This window comes from Vibrio celticus, from assembly GCF_024347335.1.
In the GTDB taxonomy this organism is placed as follows: domain Bacteria; phylum Pseudomonadota; class Gammaproteobacteria; order Enterobacterales; family Vibrionaceae; genus Vibrio; species Vibrio celticus.
Genome location: NZ_AP025463.1, coordinates 499,297 through 525,011, shown reverse-complemented (window position 1 = coordinate 525,011; position 25,715 = coordinate 499,297). Strand labels below are relative to the sequence as shown.

Sequence of the window (25,715 nt, the reverse complement as noted above, 5' to 3'; positions counted from 1 at the left end):
AGCTTACATTTGTAGATTATCGACCAAACGGGTTAAAGCCACCACCCATTCCGCCCATACCTCCACCGCCGCCCATCATGCCTTGCATGTTGCGCATCATGCCTTTCATGCCACCTTTCTGCATTTTCTTCATCATCTTCTGCATTTGGGTGAACTGCTTAAGCATACGGTTTACATCTTGTACCTGTGTACCTGAACCAGCGGCAATACGCTTTTTGCGTGAACCTTTGATTAGGTCAGGGCGTTGACGCTCTTTCATAGTCATAGAGTTGATGATCGCTTCCATTTGCTTGAACATCTTGTCATCAACTTTATCTTTAACGTTATCTGGTAGCTGAGACATGCCTGGAAGCTTATCCATCATGCCCATCATGCCGCCCATGTTTTGCATCTGACCAAGTTGTTCACGGAAGTCTTCAAGGTCAAAGCCTTTCTTCTCTTTGAACTTCTTAGCCAGTTTCTCTGCTTTCTCGGTATCAACGTTTTTCTGTAGGTCTTCAATAAGAGACAGTACGTCGCCCATACCTAGGATACGAGAAGCAACACGATCTGGGTGGAACGGTTCTAGTGCGTCAGTCTTTTCACCAACACCTAAGAACTTAATCGGTTTGCCTGTGATATGACGAACAGACAGAGCAGCACCACCACGCGCATCACCATCAACTTTCGTCAAGATAACACCGGTTAGTGGTAGCGCATCGCCAAAGGCTTTTGCAGTATTCGCAGCATCTTGACCTGTCATTGCATCAACAACGAACAGTGTCTCTACGGGTTTAATTGCAGTATGAAGCTCTTTGATCTCGCCCATCATCTCTTCATCGATAGCCAAACGACCAGCAGTATCGACAAGTAGCACGTCGTAGAATTTCTTCTTCGCGTGGTCGATTGCAGCGTTTGCAATATCAAGAGGCTTTTGATCAGCTGAAGATGGGAAGAAGTCTACGCCAACATCGCTTGCTAACGTTTCAAGCTGTTTGATCGCCGCTGGACGGTAAACGTCGGCAGACACAACCAAGACTTTCTTCTTGTCACGCTCAGTTAGAAGCTTAGATAGCTTACCTACCGATGTGGTTTTACCCGCACCTTGTAGACCCGCCATTAAGATAACGGCTGGCGGCTGCGCTGCTAGGTTAAGAGCCTCGTTAGACTCACCCATCACCGCTTCAAGTTCAGCTTGAACGATCTTAATGAATTCTTGACCAGGCGTTAAAGATTTAGAAACCTCAACACCCACAGCGCCTTCTTTTACGCGCTTAACAAAATCGCGGACAACGGGCAGTGCAACGTCGGCTTCAAGTAGCGCCATACGCACTTCACGCAGCGTCTCTTTAATATTGTCTTCGGTCAGACGACCTTTACCGCTGATGTTCTTCAGCGTTTTGGATAGACGATCCGTTAAATTATCAAACATAGTTTTCTCTTCGCTCAAAACTGCGACTATTACTGTGAGTATACATTAGCGCGGATTAGAGTCATACCCGTTGTAGAGCGTTAATCATCCGTGCTTGTGACGTGAGACATTATTCACTTGGAATTGAATGAGGTTCGCCATAGCCCCAAAGAGCGATGCGAGGTATAATTCGCCAATTAGTAATCATTTAAATGGATACCATGGACAGTCTTATTGCGATCGCAGCAGCCTTTCTTTATACAATGGCGATTTCCACGATCATTCCAGGTCTCGTGCACCAAACAGGAATCCGTGTAAAAACGGTGTTTATCAGCGCATTACTTGCTCTAGCTTTCCATGCTTGGTTGCTTGGCGATTTGATTTTTAATGCCAGTGGTCAAAACCTCAGTATCTTGAACGTTGCTTCATTAATCAGTTTAATCATATCTGTGGTTATGAGCGGCGCTATGCTCAAAACTCGTTTGTGGTTTATCTTGCCCGTCGTTTATAGCTTCGCGGCACTGAACTTGATGGCTGCTACTTTTCTTCCAAGCACCTTCATAAAGCATCTAGAGAATGACCCAAAACTGCTCGTGCACATATCTTTGGCTCTATTCTCATACGCGACACTGACTATCGGCGCGCTATACGCCCTGCAACTCGCGTGGCTAGATCACAAACTTAAAAAGAAAAAAGCGTTGGTGATCAACCCTAACCTACCTCCTTTAATGATGGTGGAGAGACAGCTTTTCAAGATCATTCTGATTGGTAATGGCTTATTAACGGGTACTTTGTTAACCGGCCTCATCTTCGTACAAGATATGTTTGCTCAAGGAAAAGCGCACAAGGCTGTGCTGTCTTTTATCGCTTGGGTTATCTACTCCATCCTTCTATGGGGTCACTATCAGAAAGGTTGGCGTGGACAAAAAGTCACGTGGTTTGCACTCGCGGGTGCCAGCATGCTCACATTAGCCTACTTCGGTAGTCGCTTCGTTCAGGAAATCATCCTGAACTAGTCTGTAAAATAAAGGCAAGGTCTCACATACCTTGCCTTTAAAATATTGAGTGCAATACATTCAATTGACATCTCGACCATGTTCGGTCATAAATTAATCAAGATACACAAATAGGAAAAGAATAGTTTTGGACGACATATCAACGGGTATCTTATTTGCGCTACTCGCGTGTCTCATTGTAATTTCTGGTTATTTCTCTGGTTCCGAAACGGGCATGATGTCCCTGAACCGCTACCGTTTAAAGCACTTGGCCAATACGGGTCATAAAGGTGCCAAACGTGTAGAAAAACTTCTGAACCGCCCAGACAGATTGATTGGTCTCATTCTTATCGGCAACAATCTCGTCAACATTCTTGCATCTGCGATCGCTACTATTCTTGGTATGCGCATCTACGGGGATATCGGTGTGGCTATCGCTACTGGTACCCTAACTCTCGTGATCCTCGTGTTCGCCGAGGTAACACCAAAAACCATCGCTTCTCTATTTCCTGAACGTGTATCTTACGCGAGTAGTATCCTTTTAATGATACTGATGAAGGTGCTGTCACCATTGGTGATCTTGGTCAACTTCATTACCAACGGCTTCATTCGTATCTTAGGTGTCAAAGCCAGCCACGATGCGACCGACCACTTAAGCTCAGAAGAGCTTAGAACCGTGGTAAATGAAGCAGGTAGCCTAATTCCTCAGCGTCACCAAGATATGTTGGTGTCTATTCTGGATTTAGAGCACGTCACCGTGAACGACATCATGGTGCCACGTAATGAGATAACTGGTATCGACATCAATGACGATTGGAAATCTATCGTTCGTCAATTGACCCACTCGCCTCATGGCCGCGTGGTGCTGTACCGTGACCAAATAGATGAAGTGGTCGGCATGCTTAGGCTGCGTGAAGCTTACCGCCTGATGCTTGAAAAGAACGAATTCAATAAAGAGACACTGCTGCGTGCCGCAGATGAGATCTACTTTATTCCTGAAGCGACACCACTCAACATTCAGCTACTTAAGTTTCAACGCAATAAGCAGCGCATCGGCTTGATTGTTGATGAGTATGGCGACATCAACGGCTTGGTTACATTAGAAGATATTCTAGAAGAGATCGTAGGTGAGTTTACCACCTCAATCGCCCCAAGCTTATCTGAAGAGATTACTCCGCAAAGCGATGGCAGCTTCTTGATTGAAGGCAGTGCCAATATCCGAGATATCAACAAAGGCTTACAGTGGGCACTGCCTACCGATGGCCCAAGAACCCTGAATGGTTTGATACTGGAACATCTTGAAGATATTCCAGAGAGTCACCTCAGTGTTCAGGTTGCCAGCCACCCAATGGAAATTGTTGAGCTTGAAGAGAACCGCATCAAACTGGTTCGCGTGTTCCCACAGATCGTGAACGGCTAACTGAGTTATCACTGAATCTCTGTCTCGCCCTAAAATACGTTGACGAAAAAGGCCCGGTTCATTGAACCGGGCCTTTTAATACTAACTCACCGCATCAAGGTGAACGAACAACGACTAGTCGATTTTAAGCTCTTGCAGCATAGACTCTGGCAGTGCCAGTTCATCATTCTTGTTTACCGAGATACCTGCTGTAATGATCGCATTCGCGATCTCTTTCGCTTCATCCAAAGAGTGCATTGCTGCGGTACCACATTGGTATTCGTTCAGCTCAGGGATCTTATTCTGGTTCTCAACTTTCAGTACGTCTTGCATCGCTGCCAACCAACCGTCAGCCACTTGTTGCTCTGTAGGCGTACCAATCAGGCTCATGTAGAAACCCGTGCGACAGCCCATCGGTGAGATATCGATGATCTCTACATCTGAACCGTTCAATTGATTACGCATGAAACCAGCGTATAGGTGCTCTAGAGTATGGATACCTTTCTCAGATAGGATGTCTTTGTTTGGCGCAGTAAAACGCAGGTCAAACACAGTGATGGTATCCCCTTTTGGGGTTTGCATTGTTTTAGCAACACGAACTGCTGGTGCGTTCATGCGTGTGTGATCAACAGTGAAACTATCTAATAAAGGCATTGCTCTTCTCCATGACGGCTGGCTTTAGAAAAACCAGCTTCGATTGTCTTCTAGTTCTTTGCGGCACTGTTTCAGCTGCCATCCATAATCTTTTGCTTGCTGTTCGACTTTGCGTGCCACCTTAATCAGCGATGGCTTGCTGTTGTATGACTTACGCTTATAACCACCACGGCCTTCATGATAAGCCAGATATTGGTTATATGGGTCCCATAGTGAGATGCCCAATTGACGACGCGTCTCGCTGGTATACCAACCGATGAACATCAATGCATCATCAAAGTTGGTTCTTGAGCCACCGTTATTGGTCGCCTTTTGGAAATCTTCCCAAGCAGGATCTTGAGCTTGTGCATAACCGTAGGCACTGCTTACACGCCCCCACGGTATAAAGCCAAGAATGTAATCTTTCGGTGGACGCGCATCATGACGATAGCTACTCTCTTGTTTCACAAAAGCCATCGCGACGTTAATCGGCGTGCCCCACTCTTCTTGCATATCCAAGGCATCTTCATACCATGAAGGGTGCTCTCGAAAGATGCTACACAAATTATCTTGCTGCTTTGGCGGTGGCGTTGCACATCCAACCAATAGGCTAGAGACAACACCAACAGTTGCTACAGGTAACCATTTACTACTCACTCGAGTAGGCTGACCTAATAAGGCTTGCTTCCTTTCCACCAAAGTCTCGCTATGCTTTTAAATACGAAAAATAATCCGCTAAGAAGCTATCAAAATCTTGAGTGCTTGCTTCTTCACTTTGTTGCTGAGCAGTCACAGAGCGTTGAACTTCTGCTTCCATCAACTCAGCTGAATATACTTTGTATTGGTGCGCTTTGTGTTGCTGAGCGTACGTTTTACCTAACGCGCAACCCACTTTACCTAAGCCACCTAACTTCTTAGTCTCTTCTAGCAACTGGCCAGAAATGGTCAGCTCTGGGTTATCAATCCAAGCTTCAAGCGTATCGCACGTTTCTTGGTATGCACGACAACCTTGTTCAGCGTCCATCATCTCGGCAATAGAGCGCAGATCTTTGAAGACACGCTTCGCCCAATCTTGCAGAGACAATCGCTCACCATGACAACCGATTTGCAGTTCTAGACCAACCTGACGACCTTCTAAGATCACCTTGTTCCAGTTATCGCGCCAGCATTCAAGCTCACAGTTATCCATCTCAGCAGAGTCCGTTAGCACACTCCACGTTAGGAATAAGTCTAGGAAGCGAACCTGCTGTTCATTGATACCAATTGAGCTGAATGGGTTTACGTCTAAAGAACGAACCTCAATGTACTCAACACCACCACGTGCCAATGCTTCAGATGGCTTCTCACCACTCTTCGCGACACGCTTAGGACGGATTGGAGCGTAAAGCTCATTCTCAATTTGCAATACGTTGCTATTCAATTGACGGTATTCACCATCAACCTTAGTGCCAATCTCGGCAAATTCTTCTGATGGCGTGCGAATCGCTTGATTCAAACCTTCAAGGTATTGGTCTAGGCTGTTGAAACCAATCTTCAATACGCTTTGCGCACTGTTGGTGTAGCCAAGGTCGCTCAGGCGCAGTGCCGTTGCTTTTGGCAGATACAGCGTCTCGCCAATCTTTTCAAAAGGTAGCTTTGTCTCTCTGCCTTTGATGAAAGAAGGACATAGTGCAGGTGAAGCACCGAAGAAGTATGGGATTAACCAACCAAAGCGGTAGTAGTTACGAATCAAACCAAAGTAAGCATCTGACTTAGATTCACAACGCGCTTCTTCGGTTTGCTCTCCAAATAGGCAATCCCAAAAACTATCAGGGAAAGAGAAGTTGAAGTGAACACCAGAGATAATCTGCATCAGGCTACCGTAACGACGTTTTAAGCCTTCACGATATAGCGTCTTCATCTTGCCGTTGTTAGAGGTGCCGTATTGCGCTAGCTGAATGTAATCTTCACTGCCTACATAACAAGGCATAGAAAGCGGCCATAGTTTTTCGCCATCTAACTTGGTTTGTGTGAAGTGATGGATATCAGATAACTGATTCAAAAGCGTCGGAACGTCGTTAGAAACAGGCGTAATAAACTCCAGTAGCGACTCAGAAAAATCGGTCGTTACCCATCCGTTCATCAACGCAGATCCCAAAGCCTTTGGGTGCGGCCCAGTCGCAAGGTGCCCATCTTCCGTGTAGCGTAACGTTTCCCTTTCAACACCACGACCAAATTGAGAGAAGGTCTTAGGGTTGGTTGCAACTTGCTTTAGTCGCGCAGCAAAATCAGTCAAAATTCAGTTCACTTATCTTATATCGTTCTGATTAGAACTATCATAAATTAGGCCGGAGGAGAAAAATAGAGTCTTTTCCCTCCCCCTTTAATGTGTACTCTAACGAATGATTTCAAGCTCTTCTATTGGAATATCTAACTTTTCTAATTGCGGGCGAAGCGAAGTCGCGTCACCAACAACGATTATTTGATAATCATTCGGGTCAAACCATTTCTTAGATAGCTCGTTTAAGGTCTCTTTTGAAACCGTTTCAACTATCTGATTACGCTGTTGTAGGTAATCTTCATCAAGGCTCAATGCAACAATATTACTCAACAACCCAGCCTTTTGGCTTGGCGTTTCGTATTTAAGTGCATCTTGTTGACCGACGGCAAGGCGCATAAATTTCACCTCTTCGTCAGTTAATCCACTCTGACTAAACTCGTTCAGCTCATTAATAAACTCTTGAATCGATGGAACCGTGGCATTCGCTCTTACCTGTGCACTGAATACCACCGCGCCCGTTTCACGAGTACTCGCAAAGTAGCCGCTTGCACCGTAAGTGTAGGCTTTGTCTTCACGTAGGTTCTGGTTGATACGGCTATTGAAGTTACCTGCTAAGTTAAAGTTAGCTAGCTGACTCAAATATAGTTCACCCGTCGCATCAAACGGCAGGCCTTTACGAACCAAGCGAACAATGCTTTGCGGCGCACCCGGTTTGTCGACTAAGTACAGGTGCTGACCAGAAAGCTCTTTGACGATCTGTGGACGCGTTAATGGTGCCGCATCGCCTTGCCACTGCTCAAAGAATTGTAGCTGTTTCCCTACCTCTTTCTTCGAGATATCTCCCACAACAACAATATTGGCACCTTCTGGTGTGTAATGTTGCGCATAGAATTTTTTCACATCGTCTAAGGTCAATTTCGATAGAGATTCCTTAGTGCCATCACTTGCACGAGCAAAAACAGTGTCACCAAACAGCACTTCACGGGTTGCCTGAGAAGCCATCCAGCTTGGCTGCTGATGCTGATACACAACGCCTTCTAGCATCTGTTTCTTAACGCGCTCGAAATCTTGCTCATCGAACTTAGGCTCGAATAGAACCTCTTGCACAATCGCTAAGGTTTGAGGCAAGTTTTTCTCTAGCGCCGAGACTGAAATATCTGTGGTGTAGCTGCCCGCACTAATGCTCACGCTGCTACCAAGTTTATCTAAGGTCGCTTGTAACTCTTCAACGGTTCGTTTGGTTGAGCCTTCTTCCATCATCGAAGCCGTTAGGTTTGCTAGGCCTTCTTGCCCTTTGCGAACATAACGCTCGCCAGCTGGAAGTTGAATCTGTAGCTGTACTGTCGGTGTTTCGCTGGTCACAGTACCAATCAAGTCCGTGCCATTTGCAAAGTGCATGTGGTACAACTCAGGCATGGTCGCCTCAACACCAAAGTTCACTTCTGGCATCACACTGCGATCAAAAGTATTCGGTGCCTTTCTGAAATCCAGTTGATCTTCCGTCACCTTGTTGTATTCCGGCAACGTACGTGGTGGCGTGGTAAAGGTCGCTTCACGAACTGCCAAATCGAGCTTTTTCTTAGGAACCACACTCAAGGTAACCATGTGCTTACCTTCGATGAAATCTTGGTATGCCTTACTTACGCTCTCAGGCGTCACCGCTCGGATTTGGTCGAGTTGTGATTCAATGCGATCAGGCTGACCATAGAAGGTTTGGTTAGACGCGAGTTGCGACACCTTACCTTTAACGCTTTGCAATGCAAAAACAGCATTCGCTTCTGCCATGCCTGTGATCTGGTCTAAACGCTCTTGTTCAACACCCTCTTTCGAGAATTGCTCTAGGGTATCCATCAGATCTTTATTGAGAACCGTCAAATCGCCTTTTTCACCTGAGTTGCCCATTGCATACACGTACATGGTACAAGCGAGCTCAGCACAATCATGGAAAGATCCAGCGCTTACTGCCTTCTGCGTTTTTACGAGGTTTTGATATAGATAACTGTTGGTACCTGAACCTAACACGTTAGACAATGCATTCAGGGAAGCTTGCGTCTCTTCACCGCGATACGTTGTTGGCCAACCCACAAGCACCATCGGCTGACGAATATTGTCTTCTAAGGTGATGTACTTATCTTCTGTTAGAACAGCAGGTTGCTTCTCTGCCGCCTTTACTTCAGGACCTTGAGGGATTGGGCCGAAGTACTTGTTAACCCACTCTAGCGTGTCATCAACGTCGATATCACCACCAATCGTTAACACGGCATTGTTTGGGCCGTACCAACGTAGGAAGAACGCCTTTAGGTCATTCACGTCAACACGGTCAAGATCTTCAACATAGCCGATTGGCTGCCAAGAGTAAGGGTGACCTTCTGGGTAAAGCGCTTCGCCCATGCGTTCCCACATTAAGCCGTAAGGACGGTTTTCGTAGCTCTGCGCTCGCTCGTTCTTGACCGTGCCTCTTTGAACCTCAAATTTCTTCTGAGAAACCGCATCCAACAAAAAGCCCATTCGGTCTGATTCTAACCACAACATTTTTTCAAGTTGGTTAGAAGGAACAGTTTCAAAATAGTTGGTGCGGTCACGGTTGGTCGTGCCGTTTAACGAACCACCCGCTTCGGTAATGATCTTAAAGTGCTGTTGGTCACCAACGTTCTCAGAACCCTGGAACATCATGTGCTCAAAGAAGTGAGCAAAGCCCGACTTACCAATCTCTTCACGTGCTGAACCGACGTGATAAGTTACATCAACATGCACCAACGGATCGGAATCATCAGGGGAAAGAATAACTGTCAGGCCGTTTTCAAGCTGATACTTGGTGTAAGGAATCACCACTTTATCTTTAGAAGGCTTAACCTCTTCTAACAGAGTGACACCTTCAGGTAACGAGGAAAAGAAGGGCGTTGAGCTAGGTACATTGTAAGAACAGCCAGCAATGGCGATAAGAGAAAATGTACCAAGTAAAACCTTTTTCATAGGTTCTCCTTAGAAAAAACCGAAGTAGATAGCAGCAAGTAAGCTATAGCGAGCGGCTTTGCCAATCGCTATCAAAATAACGCTAGGGATGAATTTCATTCTTAGCCAACCCGCCGCTAGACACAAAGGGTCACCAATGATCGGTAACCAACTAAATAACAGTGTCCAGTAGCCATAACGACTCAGCCAAGCCATAGCCTTATGACCATGCTTTTCAGATTGAGTTCGATTAGGCAACCACAAACCAATCCAATAGTTAGTCAGGCCGCCTAAGGTATTGCCTAATGTCGCCACCAGAATGATCGATGAAGTTGAAAACTGATCTAAGCTCAATGCAGCCACAAGGCTCGCTTCTGAACCGCCGGGTAGTAACGTGGCACTCAAGAAGCCACTAATGAAGAGTACCCACAGCGCCGAGTCCGAGAACCACAGCGCGATATTTTCAAAAAGGGAGTTAAAAAATTCTAACACTGCCTATCAACTTTCTTGCATTTTAAGTAGCACCTTGCCTCTGGTGTGTCCGGTTTCAACCTGCAGGTGCGCCGACTGCGCCTCGTCTAACTGGTAGATACCTTGAATTTCTGTTTTGAGCAATCCGACGCTGACCATGTAAAGCATGGTGTCCATTTGCTCAGGGTTTGGTTCAACCAGCATGCCTGATGCAGTAAAACCTAGTAGTGTGGCTTTTTCGCAGATCAGTTCTGCAGATAGAGTTGGAACGGTTACTACTCTCGCACCATCTTTCAGGCACTTCAATGCATCAAGCGCGGTATCGCCACCAACCAAATCAATCAACACATCGACATCAGATACTCTTTCTGATGCTGGCGCAAACTTATAGTTAATCGCGTGAGCACCTAGCGTCGCAAGGTAATCAAAATTGGCTTCGCTACAGGTTGTGTAAACCTCAGCTTTTGCTGCCACTGCAATTTGAACCGCAAGGTGACCAACGCCGCCCGCGCCCGCTAAAATAAGCACGCGGTCGCCTTCTTTCACTTCGGCTTTGTTGAGCGCTTGTGCCGCTGTTTGACTCGCGAGTGGTAATGCCGCTGCCGCTTCTAGAGTGACAGAATCAGGAACCATACTTAATGCAGCTTCTGGAACACACACATATTGGCTGTAACCGCCACCTTGCAGTGGAAAACCAATAAAGCCAGCCACGTTATCACCAACAGTAAAGCGTTCAGCCTGTTCGCCTAGCGAGGCAATTTGCCCTGAAATATCGTAACCAGGTACCCAAGGTAGGTTATCTTTGTTTTGTGCTGCCGCCCAACCAAGGCCCGCTCGGGTTTTGACATCAATCGGATTAATGCCTGAAAAGGAAACTTTAACCACCACTTCTCCAGCCTTAGGCTCAGGGATCGCACTGGTTTGAATACTTAGGTTTTCGACGCCGCCGAATTGAGTAATCGCAATCTGTTTATTTTCCATTTCCACATTTCCTTGATTGATAAAAGCCCTAGTGAGCAAGCACCCTAATTAATAAAAAGAAAGGGATGCGAAAGCATCCCTTTGACTATAAACCATTTAATAAGGCTAAGTTAACCGCTCATTCGTAAATTGACGACCAATTAACGTAACGATACATGACCCAGCAAATCCACTAGCCCACGAGAGCTAATAGAATACCCGCCGCAACCGCACTACCAAGTACACCGGCTACGTTCGGGCCCATTGCATGCATCAACAAGAAGTTCTGAGGGTTTGCCTCAAGACCAACCTTGTTTACCACACGAGCCGCCATTGGAACCGCCGATACGCCAGCTGCGCCAATCAGTGGGTTGATGTCCTCTTTCGAGAAGCGGTTCAACACCTTCGCCATCAATACACCACCCGCCGTACCGATACTGAACGCCACCGCACCTAAGCCAAGAATACCCAGAGTCTCTAAGTTCAAGAACGTGTCCGCTTGAAGCTTAGAACCAACCCCTAGACCTAGGAAAATAGTTACAACGTTAATCAGTTCGTTTTGAGCTGTTTTTGAAAGGCGATCAACCACGCCCGCTTCACGCATTAAGTTACCCAAACAGAACATACCCACTAGAGGTGTTGCTGAAGGTAGGAACAAAATCGTCATCAGTAGTACAGCTAGCGGGAAGAGGATCTTCTCTGCTTTGCTAACATGACGAAGTTGAGCCATCTTAATTTTTCGCTCTTCAGGAGACGTTAACGCTTTCATGATTGGTGGCTGAATGATAGGAACCAAAGCCATGTAGCTATAAGCTGCTACTGCAATGGCACCTAAAAGATCCGGAGATAGCTTACTCGCCAAGAAGATCGCAGTTGGGCCATCGGCACCACCAATGATCGCAATTGACGAAGCATCAGCCATCGAGAACTCCATTCCTGGAACGTAGTTCAGCAAGATGGCGCCAAATAGTGTCGCGAAGATACCAAACTGAGCCGCAGCCCCCAGCCACAATGTTTTAGGGTTCGCAATCAACGCACCGAAGTCCGTCATCGCACCAACACCCATAAAGATCAGCAGTGGGAAAATACCTGTCTCAATACCAATGTAGTAGACGTAGTAGAGCAAACCGCCAGGATCAGTAAACCCAGCATTTGGAATGTTTGCTAATACAGCACCAAAACCAATAGGCAGTAGAAGTAACGGTTCAAATCCTTTACGAATTGCCAAAAACAACAGTAAGCAACCAACCAGCATCATACAGATCTGGCCGAACTCAAAGTTCGCAATCCCTGTTTCAGACCATAAGGTCATCAATCCTTCCATGGTACTCCCTTACGCTAAGCTTAGTAGTGGAGCGCCTACAGTAACTGCATCGCCTTCTTTAACATTCAATTCTTGAACGATACCACCGCGAGCAGCACGAACTTCCGTTTCCATCTTCATCGCTTCTAGGATTAGCAGAACGTCGCCTTCAGCAACCTCAGCACCCGCCTGAACGTTTACTTTGAAGATGTTACCCGCCAATGGAGCTGGAACCGCTTCAGCGTCAGACGCTGCTACTGGCGCAGCCTGAGCCGCTTGAGCAGGTTTTGCAGATGGCGCTACCGATGTCAGTTCACCTTGTGGACCAACTTCAACATCATAGACTTGCCCATCAACCTTCACGCTGTAGCTTTCAATACCACCAGAAGCTTGTAAAGGAGCTGCAGCAACTGGAGCCGCAACTTCTAGCGTTGGTGCAGGTTCAAATGCTTCAGGGTTACGACGGTTCTTAAGGAACTTAAGGCCCACTTGTGGGAAGAGCGCGTAAGTCAGTACATCATCAACCGTATCTTCAGCTAGAGAGATACCCTCTGATTTCGCTTTCTCTAACAGATCCGTCGTTAACGTATCCATTTCAGACTTAAGTAAATCGGCAGGACGACAAGTAATCGGCTCTGCACCGTCTAGAACTTTCGCTTGCAGTTCAGCATCCACTTCAGCAGGAGCTTGACCATACTCACCTTTCAGTAGACCAGCAGTCTCTTTCGTGATGCTCTTGTAGCGTTCGCCCGTTAAGACGTTAATAACCGCTTGAGTACCGACAATCTGAGACGTTGGTGTTACCAAAGGAATGTAACCAAGCTCTTTACGTACGCGTGGGATCTCTTCTAGAACTTCATCCATGCGATCGGCTGCGCCTTGCTCTTTAAGTTGGCCTTCCATATTAGTTAACATGCCACCAGGAACTTGAGCGATTAAGATACGAGAATCGACACCTTTCAGCTGACCTTCCCATTTCGCGTACTTCTTACGTACATCACGGAAGTAAGCCGCGATGGGTTCAATTTGGTCTAGTTTAAGATTCGTGTCGCGCTCCGTACCTTCTAACATCGCAACAACCGTTTCGGTTGGCGTATGACCGTAAGTACAGCTCATTGAAGAGATAGCGGTATCTAGAATGTCGATACCCGCTTCAACGGCTTTAACCGCTGTTGCAGTCGATAGACCGGTTGTCGCGTGGCTATGCAGTGCTAGAGGAACGTCACACGATGCTTTGATACGTGTAATCAGCTCTTCCGCTTCATACGGCTTTAATAAACCGGACATATCTTTGATACATAGTGAGTGACAACCTAGGTCTTCTAGGCGCTTAGCCAAATCAACCCAAGTATCTGAGTTGTGAACCGGACTGGTTGTGTAAGACAACGTACCTTGAGCGTGGCCACCAACGTCGATCGTTGCTTTCACTGCTTTTTCAAAGTTACGTACGTCATTCATCGCATCAAAGATACGGAATACGTCCATGCCGTTTTTATGGGCACGTTCAACAAATTTTTCTACTACATCATCCGCGTAATGACGGTAGCCCAATAGGTTTTGACCACGCAGTAGCATCTGCATTGGTGTGTTTGGCATCGCTTTTTTCAGCTCACGCAAACGCTCCCATGGATCCTCGCCAAGAAAACGGATACACGAATCAAACGTCGCGCCGCCCCAAGTCTCAAGTGACCAGTAACCGACTTTATCCAGTTCTGCCGCAATTGGCAGCATATCTTCGATACGCATACGAGTAGCAAATAGTGACTGGTGCGCGTCACGAAGTACCACATCTGTGATAGCTAGTGGTTTAGACATGCTCATAAACTCCTTTTTAATCCTTTAAATGCTACTTAGCAGTAGACGCACGGTATTGATGAACCGCGGCCGAAATTGCTGCCACTACCTGTGGACTAACAGCTGAAGGGTTTGATTGTGATTTTTGAATTTTTTTAGGTGCTGCGATCGGCTCTGGTACTTCTTCTGGTACCAGTTTTGACATCAACCGAACGAGGTAAACTAGAATAGTTAGGAAAATAAAGACAACGGACATCCCCGTCATCATTAGAGTCGCCGCATCTCCCAGCAGGCTTCCAATATTAGTCATGTTGCTTCCTTTCTTCGTCATCCTGACATACGTACAGGATTTCAGCGAATAGTGATCCCGACCCATGGATTATCTCGATTGGTAAAAGTTTGTCAATTTTGTTTAAGGTTCTGTTACGGATAACGCACACATAAGGTTAATTATTCGCCTATCAGATCACATAAATCTGTCAAACACGTCATTTTTAGATATTTAAACTGTGACTTAAACGGGGCTTTTCTGGGAATTGATATGAGAAAGGTGGAATAACAAAGAAGTAATCAAGAACTACTTTAAATACAACAAGTTAAATAACGAACAAATTTAACATTGTCGCAACAAATTTGCAGCGGACATAAAAAAAGCCTCGTATAAACGAGGCTTTTTCTAATAATGTGGCGCGCTCTGGAGGATTCGAACCTCCGACCGCCTGGTTCGTAGCCAGGTACTCTATCCAGCTGAGCTAAGAGCGCACAGTTTTAATATCAATTCATTGTTACTAACAATAGATCAATATAAGGATTTCATTCTTATAAGAAAGAAGCCCTAAATAGTGGCGCGTCCTGGAGGATTCGAACCTCCGACCGCCTGGTTCGTAGCCAGGTACTCTATCCAGCTGAGCTAAGGACGCACGGTTTTCGATATCAGTATTTCCAATATCAGGAGTTCATAAGGAAACCCTAAAGAGTGGCGCGTCCTGGAGGATTCGAACCTCCGACCGCCTGGTTCGTAGCCAGGTACTCTATCCAGCTGAGCTAAGGACGCGCAGTTTTCGATATCGGTATTCCCAATATCAGGGGTTCATAAAAGAAACCCTAAATAGTGGCGCGCTCTGGAGGATTCGAACCTCCGACCGCCTGGTTCGTAGCCAGGTACTCTATCCAGCTGAGCTAAGAGCGCACGGTTTTAGTATCAATTCGTTGTAAACAACAACTCAATACAAGGATTTCTGTTCTTATAAGAAAGAAGCCCTAAATAGTGGCGCGTCCTGGAGGATTCGAACCTCCGACCGCCTGGTTCGTAGCCAGGTACTCTATCCAGCTGAGCTAAGGACGCACGGTTTTTGATATTAATTCTCGACGAACGATTTATCAATATCAGGATTCACATTCTTATAAGAACTAAACCCTAAATAGTGGCGCGCTCTGGAGGATTCGAACCTCCGACCGCCTGGTTCGTAGCCAGGTACTCTATCCAGCTGAGCTAAGAGCGCACGGTTTTAGTATCAACTTAGTCAATACAAGGACTTTCATTCTTAAAAGAAATAAACCCTTAAATAGTGGCGCGTCCTGGAGGATTCGAACCTCCGACCGCCTGGTTCGTAGCCAGGTACTCTATCCAGCTGAGCTAAGGACGCACGGTGTTCATTCATTAAGAATGAAGTTGTGAAATATATCACATTCTTCTTGCTACGAAGAAAAAAAAAGGCCATCGGCCTGTAATGAATGGCGGTGAGGGAGGGATTCGAACCCTCGATGCAGCTACAAACCACATACTCCCTTAGCAGGGGAGCGCCTTCGGCCACTCGGCCACCTCACCTAATTCATTATTCTCAAATCACTTACAAGTAAGAGAAGAGAGAATGGCGCGTCCTGGAGGATTCGAACCTCCGACCGCCTGGTTCGTAGCCAGGTACTCTATCCAGCTGAGCTAAGGACGCACATTTACATTGTCTAAATTGCTAATTTTAGACTCGCAAGAAATGGCGGTGAGGGAGGGATTCGAACCCTCGATGCAGCTACAAACCACATACTCCCTTAGCAGGGGAGCGCCTTCGGCCTCTCGGCCACCTCACCGTCTTGCGGAGGCACATATTACGTTTTACCGAAAATATGTCAAACACTTTATTGAAAAAAATTGGACAAAAACACTCAACCGTTTGCTATTTAATCAAAGCGCTTGCAAATTGAACTTATAAGATTCAAATCGCGCTTTTTCCCTTAAAAATTAAGGTGAAAGATTGGCAATAATAAACAGCCGAAAACAATTATCTAATTTATCCAGCAGCAAGTGCTACCGCTGATGGCACAATACTACGGGATGCGTATTTGCGCCATAGGGGAAGCGAATAAATCTTGAGTTTTGCCAAACAAAATACAGAGCAACCGTTCTGTTCAACCTTGTCTGATTCTCACAACATCACAAAGCATTCACTTCACCACTTTGAGACCGATCCGTTATCCAACCCATCTATGTCCCAATCAGTGTTTCGGTTCCCCAAGATCAAAAAAGGCTAGCAATAATGCTAGCCTCTTCTCTACGCAAAAGTATTAGTAGTTGCCAGATGCAACGTTACCATTACCTTTTTCAGCTTGAATGCGCATGTAGATCTCTTCACGGTGAACAGATACTTCTTTAGGTGCGTTAACACCGATACGTACTTGGTTACCTTTAACGCCTAGTACAGTAACTGTTACTTCATCACCAATCATCAGTGTTTCGCCAACGCGGCGAGTCAAAATTAGCATTCTTTGCTCCTTGAGTAATCTCTAAATTTATCTAGCTACGAGAGCATTATCCAACAAAAGTTATATTTTCGTAAACTATCGATTGAGTTTATTTAACCAAAATGCACTTCTTTTTTAGGATAACCCTGTGTTTCACGCGCTACGATGTATGCATTGTGTAATATGTTAGCAGCCATATCGACTTGCGTTGGTGATATCACCAAAGTTAAAGACTGCTGCTGCAATAAGTGATGCTGTACATCAATTTCGCCTTCAGACAACAATCCATGTGAACTGACCACAATTTCTTGTGTTCGGCTTCCTACCACAGTTAACAAACTAACCTGTTCACTATTACGGATTTTCTCGTCAAAAACTAGTTTTAATTTGGCACTTATGTCTTGTTTAATAATGAGTGCTGCCCGTTCTGTTTCCTCGATCACACTACAGACTTCGATCCCCAACAGTTGGCAATGTGAAATGAAAGACGGTAAATCTTCATTCAAACACTCGATACGTACCATATCTCTTTGGATGGCGATGCCAGCAATATCATTCAAACACTGATTACCCGCGATCAATGTGCCCTCGCCTTGTTCAAAGCTTGAAAGCACTCGCAATGGCACGTTGTGCTGCCATGCATACTGAACACAAGGAAGGTGCAATACCTTAGCGCCTCGGCGAGCCATCTCTTCCATAGAAGGAAAGTCTAAAGTATCTAATTTCTGAGATTGTTTTACGACTCTAGGGTCACAAGAGTAAACACCATCTACATCAGTATAGATCTGGCATTCTTTCGCCTGCAAGGCACCTGCAAGCGTTACCGCTGTAGTATCTGAACCACCGCGGCCTAATGTTGTGATATCACCTTTCGCATTAAACCCTTGAAAGCCTGCAACAATAACAATCTGATTGTCATCTAGCAGAGCTTGAATAGGAGCAGTATCAATACGCTCAATCGCTGCATTATTATGATTAGAATCCGTGTGTATCTTGGCTTGGTAGCCAGTCATCGATGTCGCTTCATAACCTAACTTGTGTAACGTCATTGCTAACAAGGCCATGGAAACTTGCTCGCCAGCCGTTAGCAACACATCCAGTTCTCTAGCGTTTGGTACGCTATCAACTTGTGTGGCTAAGTTAACTAACCGATTTGTTTCACCAGACATAGCAGAAACGACAACCAAGATCTGGTTCCCTTCATTTTTCGCTTCAATGATTTTTTCTGCTACATGATGGATTCGTTCAATTGAACCCACCGACGTTCCACCAAATTTCTGCACGATAAGAGGCATTTTCACCCGTCCTCACCTTCCCAAGACCAATGTCTATATATGACAAAAAAACACATACTCCGCGTCAGGGCGAAGCAATAAAAAATTAACCAAGGAGTCTAACGCCACCATTAGACTTCTTGGGTAATCTCAATCAAACCTTGTTTAAACACACTTCCAATAAGCAAAATAAAAGATGCCCAATCAACTGATTGGGCATCTTTGTATCAATTACTTAAGCTTAAAGACGTTCTTCTAGCCAAGTACGCACAGATTTAAGCGCTTCTGGCAGTGCTTCAACGTCCGTACCGCCCGCTTGAGCCATATCTGGACGACCGCCGCCTTTACCGCCAACTTGCTCAGCAACCATCTTAACAAGGTCACCCGCTTTTACTTTGCCGATTAGGTCTTTGGTTACACCAGCAATCAAGCCAACTTTACCGTCTGCGATGTTCGCGATAAGGATGATACCGCTACCCACTTGGTTTTTAGCGTTATCAACCATAGTACGTAGGTTCTTGTTGTCTGCGCCTTCAATTGCAGCAACCAAAACCTTAGTACCAGAGATGTCTTCTACTTTACCCATGATGTTTGCACTTTCTGCAGCAGCCATCTTTTCTTTAAGCAGTTGGATTTCTTTCTCTAGCGATTTCGCTTTCTTAGCTGATTCAGCAAGTTTCTCTTCGTAAGCGTTAGCCTGAGCTTCTACTGCATCTAGAGCAGCTTCACCCGTTACCGCTTCAATACGACGAATACCCGCAGCAATACCACCTTCAGAAGTGATCTTGAATAGGCCGATATCACCCGTGTTGCTTGCGTGGATACCGCCACAAAGTTCAGTAGAGAAATCGCCCATAGATAGAACACGAACTTCATCATCGTACTTCTCGCCAAACAGTGCCATTGCACCTTTTTCTTTCGCTGACTCGATGTCCATGATGTTGGTTTCAATCACGTGGTTCTTACGAACTTGTGCGTTAACCAAACGCTCTACTTCTTTAATCTGTGTCGGTGTTACCGCTTCAAGGTTAGAGAAGTCAAAACGTAAGTTGTCTGGCTTAACTAAAGAACCTTTCTGAGCAACATGCTCACCTAGCACTTCGCGCAATGCAGAGTGAAGTAAGTGCGTTGCAGAGTGGTTTAGTGAGATAGCAGCACGACGCTCAGCGTCAACCGTTGCTTCTACTTTATCGCCCTTAGCAAATACACCTTCAACTAGCTCACCGTGGTGAGCAAATGCGTTACCTAGCTTCTGAGTATCTTGTACTTTGAAAAGACCCGACGCTGTTTTTAGTGTACCAGCATCACCACATTGACCGCCTGACTCAGCGTAGAATGGTGTCTCTTCAAGGATGATGATTGCTTTGTCGCCAGCCGATAGTGAAGATACTTCTTCGCCGTCAACAAATAGCGCAGAGATTTCACCTGCACCTTCAGTTGCTGTGTAACCACAGAACTCAGTGTTGGTGTCTACTTTGATTGTCGCGTTGTAATCCGTGCCGAATTGGCCAGCTTCACGTGCACGCTTACGCTGTGCTTCCATCGCCTTCTCAAAGCCTTCTTCATCGATAGTAAAGTCGCGTTCACGAGCTACATCGTTAGTAAGGTCAGCTGGGAAGCCGTATGTATCGTAAAGTTTGAAAACTGTTTCGCCGTCAAGCTCTTTGCCTTCAAGTGCATCTAGTGCGTCATTAAGAATAACCATGCCGCGCTCTAGAGTACGACCAAAGTTCTCTTCTTCAATACGAAGTACTTTTTCAACAAGCTCTTGCTGTTTCTTAAGTTCATCTGCCGCAGAGCCCATCACTTCAGCCAGTACACCCACAAGTTTGTGGAAGAACACGCCTTGTGCGCCAAGCTTGTTACCGTGACGAACTGCACGACGAATAATACGACGTAGAACGTAGCCACGCCCTTCGTTTGAAGGCATAACGCCGTCAGCGATTAGGAATGAACAAGAACGGATGTGGTCAGCAATAACGCGTAGCGATTGGTTAGATAGATCGTCATGACCCACAACTTCCGCTGTCGCTTTGATTAGCTTTTGGAATACATCAATTTCGTAGTTAGAGTGAACGCCCTGCATAATTGCAGAAATACGCTCAATACCCATACCTGTATCTACAGCAGGCTTAGGTAGCGGTTCCATTGTACCGTCAGCGTGACGGTTGAACTGCATGAATACGTTGTTCCAGATCTCGATGAAACGGTCACCATCTTCTTCAGGTGTGCCAGGACGGCCGCCCCAGATGTGCTCACCGTGATCGTAGAAGATTTCAGTACATGGACCACAAGGACCTGTGTCACCCATCGTCCAGAAGTTATCAGACTCGAACTGTTTACCGCCTTCTTTGTCGCCAATGCGAACGATACGGTCAGCAGGAACACCTACTTTCTTGTTCCAGATATCGAATGCTTCATCATCTGTCTCGTATACCGTTACCAGCAGGCGGTCTTTTGGCAGTTGAAGAGTTTCAGTCAGGAATTCCCAAGCAAAACCAATCGCTTCTTCTTTGAAGTAGTCGCCAAAGCTGAAGTTGCCTAGCATTTCGAAGAACGTGTGGTGACGAGCCGTGAAACCTACATTTTCAAGGTCATTGTGTTTACCACCCGCACGTACACAACGCTGAGCCGTAGTTGCTCGAGTGTAGGCACGCTTTTCGGCGCCTAAGAAGCAATCTTTGAATTGGTTCATACCTGCGTTAGTAAATAGCAGGGTTGGATCGTTATGTGGAACTAACGATGAACTGTCTACGATTTGGTGTTCTTTGCTCTCAAAGAACTTAAGGAACGCGTTGCGAACCTCATCAGTGCTCATGTACATGCAGCTCTTCCTGAAAATAGTCGAGTTAGAATTTTGCCGTATTGTAGATCATGGTTAAGGCTTCGACTAGTTTTCTTGTAGAAAAGACACCCTTGGGCAGGATTTTAGTGGGAATTCGATAAAATGAAGAATATTCCACTATATCTAGCCGTGGAAAAGCAGAACTAAATTGACGACCTAATATCGAAGAAACTCAGTCAACGAAAGAGAGTTGACCAAAGACATGCTCGACGGAGCTGCTCCAATAAAAAAGCCCCGCATAAAATATGCGAGGCTTTAAGTTCTTTCAAAGCGGATGGCTTCTTTCAAACACCCACTCTACAAAACGTTAGCTTATAGCTCTTCGTTTTCTTCTTCTTTCTCTGCGTCTTTCTCTTCAAGAACAGCAGGAGTCAGTAGTAACTCACGAAGTTTAGTATCGATCTCTAGAGCAACTTCTGGATTTTCACGTAGGTATTTACCAGCGTTAGCTTTACCTTGACCGATCTTATCGCCTTTGTAGCTGTACCAAGCGCCTGCTTTTTCTACTAGCTTATTCTTAACACCTAGGTCGATAAGCTCACCTTCGCGGTTGAAGCCTTTACCGTAAAGGATTTGAGTTTCAGCCTGTTTGAATGGTGCTGCAATCTTGTTCTTAACGACCTTGATACGAGTTTCATTACCAACAACTTCATCACCATCTTTAATCGCACCAGTACGGCGAATATCAAGACGAACAGATGCGTAGAACTTAAGTGCGTTACCACCTGTTGTTGTTTCTGGGTTACCGAACATCACACCAATTTTCATACGAATTTGGTTAATGAAGATAGCCATACAGTTAGACTGCTTAAGGTTACCCGTCAGCTTACGCATTGCTTGAGAAAGCATACGAGCCTGAAGACCCATGTGGCTATCGCCCATTTCGCCTTCGATTTCTGCTTTTGGTGTTAGTGCTGCTACTGAGTCAATAACAAGAACGTCGATTGCACCTGAACGAGCCAGTGCATCACAGATTTCAAGCGCTTGCTCACCCGTATCTGGTTGAGAAACAAGAAGTGCATCGATATCAACACCAAGCTTTTGAGCGTAGATAGGGTCTAGTGCGTGCTCCGCATCAACGAATGCACACGTTTTGCCCACTTTCTGTGCTGCAGCAATAAGCTCAAGCGTTAGCGTTGTTTTACCTGATGATTCAGGACCGTAAACTTCTACGATACGTCCCATCGGTAGGCCACCAGCACCTAGTGCGATATCTAGAGATAGAGAACCTGTAGAAATAGTTTCTACGTCCATTGTGCGGTTATCACCAAGACGCATGATAGAACCTTTACCAAATTGCTTTTCAATCTGACCAAGGGCTGCGGCTAACGCTTTTTGTTTATTCTCGTCCATTTCTATCTCCACATAATCGGTTGTCTCAACAAACGATCTAGAATCTATTTCTAACCCACATAGGGGTGACTAATTGGCTTTCATTATACTGTTGATTCATACAGTGTCTATACCTGTATGAAAATAATTTGTACAAATGTTATTTACCTTCCATTGATAGGTAATCATAAATAACTTGCAGGGCATGGTGCGTGGCTTGTTGGCGTACTTGTGATCTGTCGCCTGTAAATACATGCGTTTCTACTTTATACCAGCCATTTAGCGCTTTCCACGCGAAGCATACTGTACCAACAGGCTTATCTTCGGTCGCGCCACCTGGGCCAGCGATGCCACTGATTGATACAGAGATCGTCCCGTTTGAATGTTGCAATGCCCCGCTCGCCATTTCTATTACGACAGGCTCACTCACGGCGCCGAACTCCATTAAGGTTTTAAGCTGTACACCGATCATCTCTTGTTTGGCTTCATTGCTGTACGTAACAAAAGCGCGATCAAACCATCCAGAGCTGCCCGCAATATCGGTGACTGCACTCGCGACACCTCCGCCAGTGCAAGATTCAGCCGTCACTAACACGTGTTTGTGTTTAGCGAGTAAATGTCCAAGCTGTTCACTAAGGTCTTGAGTCATCTGCATCATCTGCTTCCCTTTATTTACTGTCATATCATTTGGATTCGCATCTTTTCGCATCAGCCGCTTTTCGCACGAAACGCTTTCACGTATCCTAAGCCGCAATAGAAATAAACGAAAGAAGTTAACTGTGAAAGCCGATCAAAAACATACTCCCATGATGCAGCAGTACCTAAAACTGAAAGCAGAAAACCCAGAAATTCTGCTGTTCTACCGCATGGGCGATTTCTACGAGCTTTTCTACGATGATGCTAAAAAAGCTTCTCAACTCCTCGATATTTCACTGACTAAACGCGGTTCATCAAACGGTGAGCCTATTCCTATGGCGGGTGTTCCTTACCATGCCGTTGAAGGGTACCTTGCAAAGTTAGTGCAACTTGGTGAATCCGTAGCAATTTGTGAACAGATTGGTAATCCAGCAACTTCAAAAGGCCCTGTTGAGCGTGCTGTTGTACGTATCGTCACACCCGGTACCGTGACCGATGAAGCATTGCTTTCTGAGCGCGTTGATAACCTGATTGCTGCCATCTACCATCACAACGGTAAGTTTGGTTACGCGACACTGGATATCACCTCCGGTCGGTTCCAACTCTGCGAGCCAGAAACCGAAGAAGCAATGGCCGCAGAACTGCAGAGAACCTCACCACGTGAGCTACTCTTCCCTGAAGATTTCGAACCCGTCAATCTAATGGCAAGCCGTAATGGCAACCGCCGCCGCCCTGTATGGGAATTTGAATTAGACACCGCTAAGCAGCAATTGAATAAGCAGTTTGGCACTCGCGATCTGGTTGGCTTTGGCGTAGAAAGCGCGAAACTGGGTCTATGTGCGGCTGGTTGTTTGATCCAATACGTGAAAGATACCCAGCGTACTGCCCTTCCTCATATCCGTTCACTGACGATGGATAAACAAGATCACTCGGTGATCCTTGATGCTGCAACTCGTCGTAATTTGGAGATCACGCAAAATCTTGGTGGTGGTACTGATAACACCCTTGCCGAAGTACTTGATCACACTGCGACAGCAATGGGTAGCCGTATGCTTAAGCGCTGGTTACATCAACCAATGCGCAATATCTCTGCACTCGATCAGCGCCTAGATGCGATTGGTGAGATGAAAGATCTGGCTCTATTCACAGAGCTACAGCCAACCTTAAAGCAGATTGGTGATATTGAACGTATTCTTGCTCGGTTAGCACTTCGCTCTGCTCGTCCACGTGATATGGCGCGTCTTCGCCAAGCAATGGAATATTTGCCAGAGCTTGCTGAAACACTGACGCAACTGAAGCACCCATACCTAACTCAACTTGCTCAATATGCTTCTCCTGTGGATGAGGTTTCTGAGCTGCTTGAGCGTGCAATCAAAGAGAACCCACCGGTCGTTATCCGTGACGGTGGTGTGATTGCAGAAGGCTACAATGCCGAGTTAGACGAATGGCGCGACCTTGCAGCAGGCGCAACCGAATTTCTTGATAAGCTTGAGCAAGAAGAGCGTGAACGTCATGGCATCGACACGCTAAAAGTTGGCTACAACAACGTACATGGTTTCTTCATTCAAGTAAGCCGTGGGCAAAGCCATCTTGTGCCGCCACACTATGTTCGTCGTCAAACGCTGAAAAATGCTGAGCGTTACATCATTCCTGAGCTTAAAGAGCACGAAGACAAAGTACTTAACTCTAAGTCGAAAGCACTCGCTATCGAGAAACAGCTGTGGGAAGAGTTGTTTGACTTACTACTGCCGTATCTAGAGCGCCTACAAAATATCGCCTCTTCAGTATCTCAGCTTGATGTTCTACAGAACTTGGCTGAGCGTGCAGATACCCTTGATTACTGTCGTCCAACCATGACAGAGTCTGCTGGCGTACAAATTCAGGCCGGTCGTCACCCTGTTGTTGAACAAGTGATGGACGAACCTTTCATTGCTAACCCTATCGACCTGAATGATCAACGTAAGATGCTGATCATCACGGGTCCCAACATGGGTGGTAAATCGACCTACATGCGCCAAACGGCACTCATCGCATTGATGGCTCATATCGGTTGTTATGTTCCTGCAGAAAGCGCAACCATCGGCTCTATCGACCGTATCTTTACGCGTATTGGCGCATCCGATGATTTGGCTTCTGGTCGTTCAACCTTCATGGTTGAGATGACAGAAACCGCAAATATCCTGCACAACGCGACACCAAATAGCCTAGTGCTAATGGATGAAATCGGTCGTGGTACCAGTACTTACGATGGCCTATCTCTGGCTTGGGCAAGTGCGGAATGGCTAGCTAATCAAATCAATGCGATGACACTGTTTGCAACGCACTACTTTGAGCTAACTGAACTGCCTAACCAACTTCCAACACTGGCTAACGTACACCTAGATGCGGTTGAGCATGGTGACAGTATTGCCTTTATGCACGCAGTTCAAGAAGGTGCAGCAAGTAAATCTTACGGTCTAGCGGTTGCAGGTCTAGCTGGCGTACCGAAAGCGGTGATCAAGAATGCTCGTGCGAAGCTGACTCAACTAGAAGCGTTAAGTGTCGAGTCGCCAACATCGAAGCCAAGCGGTGTCGATATCGCAAATCAACTGAGTCTGATCCCAGAGCCGAGTGAAGTAGAGCAAGCACTGGCGAATGTTGATCCTGATGATCTAACTCCTCGCCAAGCATTAGAAGAACTTTACCGCTTGAAGAAGCTGCTTTAGTTTCTTACCAAGTAGCTTGTTATGGCCGTA

Annotated in this window: 18 protein-coding genes and 10 tRNA genes; 3 read left to right on the top strand and 25 right to left on the bottom strand. The window is 46.0% G+C overall.

The features are described 5' to 3' along the window. Positions 1 to 16: 16 nt before the first annotated feature. Complete coding sequence (ffh, locus tag OCV19_RS02625; protein ID WP_010435884.1) at positions 17 to 1,411, bottom strand: signal recognition particle protein; 1,395 nt, start codon at positions 1,409 to 1,411, stop codon at positions 17 to 19. Between the two features lie 200 nt (positions 1,412 to 1,611). Between ffh and OCV19_RS02620 the strand changes: the two genes are divergently transcribed. Both OCV19_RS02620 and OCV19_RS02615 read left to right on the top strand, forming a co-directional pair. Further along, a complete protein-coding gene (locus tag OCV19_RS02620) occupies positions 1,612 to 2,406 on the top strand; it encodes a cytochrome C assembly family protein (protein WP_019825854.1) in 795 nt (264 codons plus the stop codon). Between the two features lie 127 nt (positions 2,407 to 2,533). Next, on the top strand, positions 2,534 to 3,805 hold the full coding sequence (locus OCV19_RS02615) for an HlyC/CorC family transporter (protein ID WP_019825852.1): 1,272 nt from the start codon (positions 2,534 to 2,536) through the stop codon (positions 3,803 to 3,805). 114 nt (positions 3,806 to 3,919) lie between these two features. Here the strand turns inward: OCV19_RS02615 and luxS are convergent, their stop codons facing one another. The 24 genes from luxS to pncC form a co-directional block, all read right to left on the bottom strand. Next, positions 3,920 to 4,438 carry an S-ribosylhomocysteine lyase gene (gene luxS / locus OCV19_RS02610; protein WP_065676618.1) on the bottom strand — a complete coding sequence of 173 codons (519 nt, stop codon included), beginning with the start codon at positions 4,436 to 4,438 and terminating at the stop codon, positions 3,920 to 3,922. Between the two features lie 24 nt (positions 4,439 to 4,462). Continuing rightward, the gene (locus OCV19_RS02605; protein ID WP_083994322.1) at positions 4,463 to 5,113 is read right to left on the bottom strand and encodes a transglycosylase SLT domain-containing protein; all 651 of its coding nucleotides are present in this window, start codon (positions 5,111 to 5,113) and stop codon (positions 4,463 to 4,465) included. Positions 5,114 to 5,123: 10 nt separating this feature from the next. Further along, entirely contained in the window at positions 5,124 to 6,692 is a 1,569-nt protein-coding gene (gene gshA, locus OCV19_RS02600; RefSeq protein WP_065676616.1) for a glutamate--cysteine ligase, read from the bottom strand. A 99-nt stretch (positions 6,693 to 6,791) separates the two neighbouring features. Then, on the bottom strand, positions 6,792 to 9,650 hold the full coding sequence (locus OCV19_RS02595; protein ID WP_065676615.1) for a M16 family metallopeptidase: 2,859 nt from the start codon (positions 9,648 to 9,650) through the stop codon (positions 6,792 to 6,794). 9 nt (positions 9,651 to 9,659) lie between these two features. Continuing rightward, entirely contained in the window at positions 9,660 to 10,121 is a 462-nt protein-coding gene (locus OCV19_RS02590; protein WP_017059555.1) for a YqaA family protein, read from the bottom strand. A gap of 6 nt (positions 10,122 to 10,127) precedes the next feature. After that, on the bottom strand, positions 10,128 to 11,081 hold the full coding sequence (locus OCV19_RS02585) for an NADP-dependent oxidoreductase (RefSeq protein WP_065676614.1): 954 nt from the start codon (positions 11,079 to 11,081) through the stop codon (positions 10,128 to 10,130). A 172-nt stretch (positions 11,082 to 11,253) separates the two neighbouring features. After that, the gene (locus OCV19_RS02580; RefSeq protein WP_019825842.1) at positions 11,254 to 12,384 is read right to left on the bottom strand and encodes a sodium ion-translocating decarboxylase subunit beta; all 1,131 of its coding nucleotides are present in this window, start codon (positions 12,382 to 12,384) and stop codon (positions 11,254 to 11,256) included. Positions 12,385 to 12,393: 9 nt separating this feature from the next. Then, positions 12,394 to 14,178 carry a sodium-extruding oxaloacetate decarboxylase subunit alpha gene (gene oadA, locus OCV19_RS02575; protein WP_065676613.1) on the bottom strand — a complete coding sequence of 595 codons (1,785 nt, stop codon included), beginning with the start codon at positions 14,176 to 14,178 and terminating at the stop codon, positions 12,394 to 12,396. 31 nt (positions 14,179 to 14,209) lie between these two features. Further along, positions 14,210 to 14,467: an oxaloacetate decarboxylase subunit gamma gene (locus OCV19_RS02570; RefSeq protein WP_065676612.1), complete on the bottom strand. Its 258-nt coding sequence runs from the start codon at positions 14,465 to 14,467 to the stop codon at positions 14,210 to 14,212. Between the two features lie 375 nt (positions 14,468 to 14,842). Next, positions 14,843 to 14,919 (bottom strand) — tRNA-Arg (locus OCV19_RS02565). 81 nt (positions 14,920 to 15,000) lie between these two features. Next, positions 15,001 to 15,077, bottom strand: a tRNA-Arg gene (locus tag OCV19_RS02560). A 57-nt stretch (positions 15,078 to 15,134) separates the two neighbouring features. Next, positions 15,135 to 15,211, bottom strand: a tRNA-Arg gene (locus OCV19_RS02555). Between the two features lie 58 nt (positions 15,212 to 15,269). Beyond that, a tRNA-Arg gene (locus tag OCV19_RS02550) sits at positions 15,270 to 15,346 on the bottom strand. 79 nt (positions 15,347 to 15,425) lie between these two features. Further along, positions 15,426 to 15,502: transfer RNA gene (locus OCV19_RS02545), tRNA-Arg, on the bottom strand. A gap of 80 nt (positions 15,503 to 15,582) precedes the next feature. Continuing rightward, positions 15,583 to 15,659: transfer RNA gene (locus OCV19_RS02540), tRNA-Arg, on the bottom strand. A gap of 67 nt (positions 15,660 to 15,726) precedes the next feature. After that, positions 15,727 to 15,803 (bottom strand) — tRNA-Arg (locus OCV19_RS02535). Between the two features lie 89 nt (positions 15,804 to 15,892). Continuing rightward, positions 15,893 to 15,985: transfer RNA gene (locus tag OCV19_RS02530), tRNA-Ser, on the bottom strand. A gap of 44 nt (positions 15,986 to 16,029) precedes the next feature. After that, a tRNA-Arg gene (locus OCV19_RS02525) sits at positions 16,030 to 16,106 on the bottom strand. A gap of 43 nt (positions 16,107 to 16,149) precedes the next feature. Continuing rightward, positions 16,150 to 16,242 (bottom strand) — tRNA-Ser (locus OCV19_RS02520). A gap of 474 nt (positions 16,243 to 16,716) precedes the next feature. Continuing rightward, positions 16,717 to 16,914, bottom strand: a complete 198-nt coding sequence (gene csrA, locus OCV19_RS02515; protein ID WP_004415691.1) for a carbon storage regulator CsrA — start codon at positions 16,912 to 16,914, stop codon at positions 16,717 to 16,719. Positions 16,915 to 17,006: 92 nt separating this feature from the next. Further along, positions 17,007 to 18,188, bottom strand: coding sequence for an aspartate kinase (locus tag OCV19_RS02510; protein WP_083994320.1), 1,182 nt, complete (start codon positions 18,186 to 18,188; stop codon positions 17,007 to 17,009). 220 nt (positions 18,189 to 18,408) lie between these two features. Further along, complete coding sequence (gene alaS / locus OCV19_RS02505) at positions 18,409 to 20,991, bottom strand: alanine--tRNA ligase (RefSeq protein WP_065676610.1); 2,583 nt, start codon at positions 20,989 to 20,991, stop codon at positions 18,409 to 18,411. Positions 20,992 to 21,324: 333 nt separating this feature from the next. After that, positions 21,325 to 22,365 (bottom strand): recombinase RecA, encoded by a 1,041-nt coding sequence (gene recA, locus OCV19_RS02500; protein ID WP_029225458.1) that lies wholly within the window; start codon positions 22,363 to 22,365, stop codon positions 21,325 to 21,327. 139 nt (positions 22,366 to 22,504) lie between these two features. Beyond that, positions 22,505 to 22,999, bottom strand: coding sequence for a nicotinamide-nucleotide amidase (gene pncC / locus OCV19_RS02495; RefSeq protein ID WP_065676634.1), 495 nt, complete (start codon positions 22,997 to 22,999; stop codon positions 22,505 to 22,507). Between the two features lie 124 nt (positions 23,000 to 23,123). Between pncC and mutS the strand changes: the two genes are divergently transcribed. After that, positions 23,124 to 25,685 carry a DNA mismatch repair protein MutS gene (gene mutS, locus OCV19_RS02490; RefSeq protein WP_065676609.1) on the top strand — a complete coding sequence of 854 codons (2,562 nt, stop codon included), beginning with the start codon at positions 23,124 to 23,126 and terminating at the stop codon, positions 25,683 to 25,685. The last annotated feature ends 30 nt before the right edge of the window (positions 25,686 to 25,715 follow it).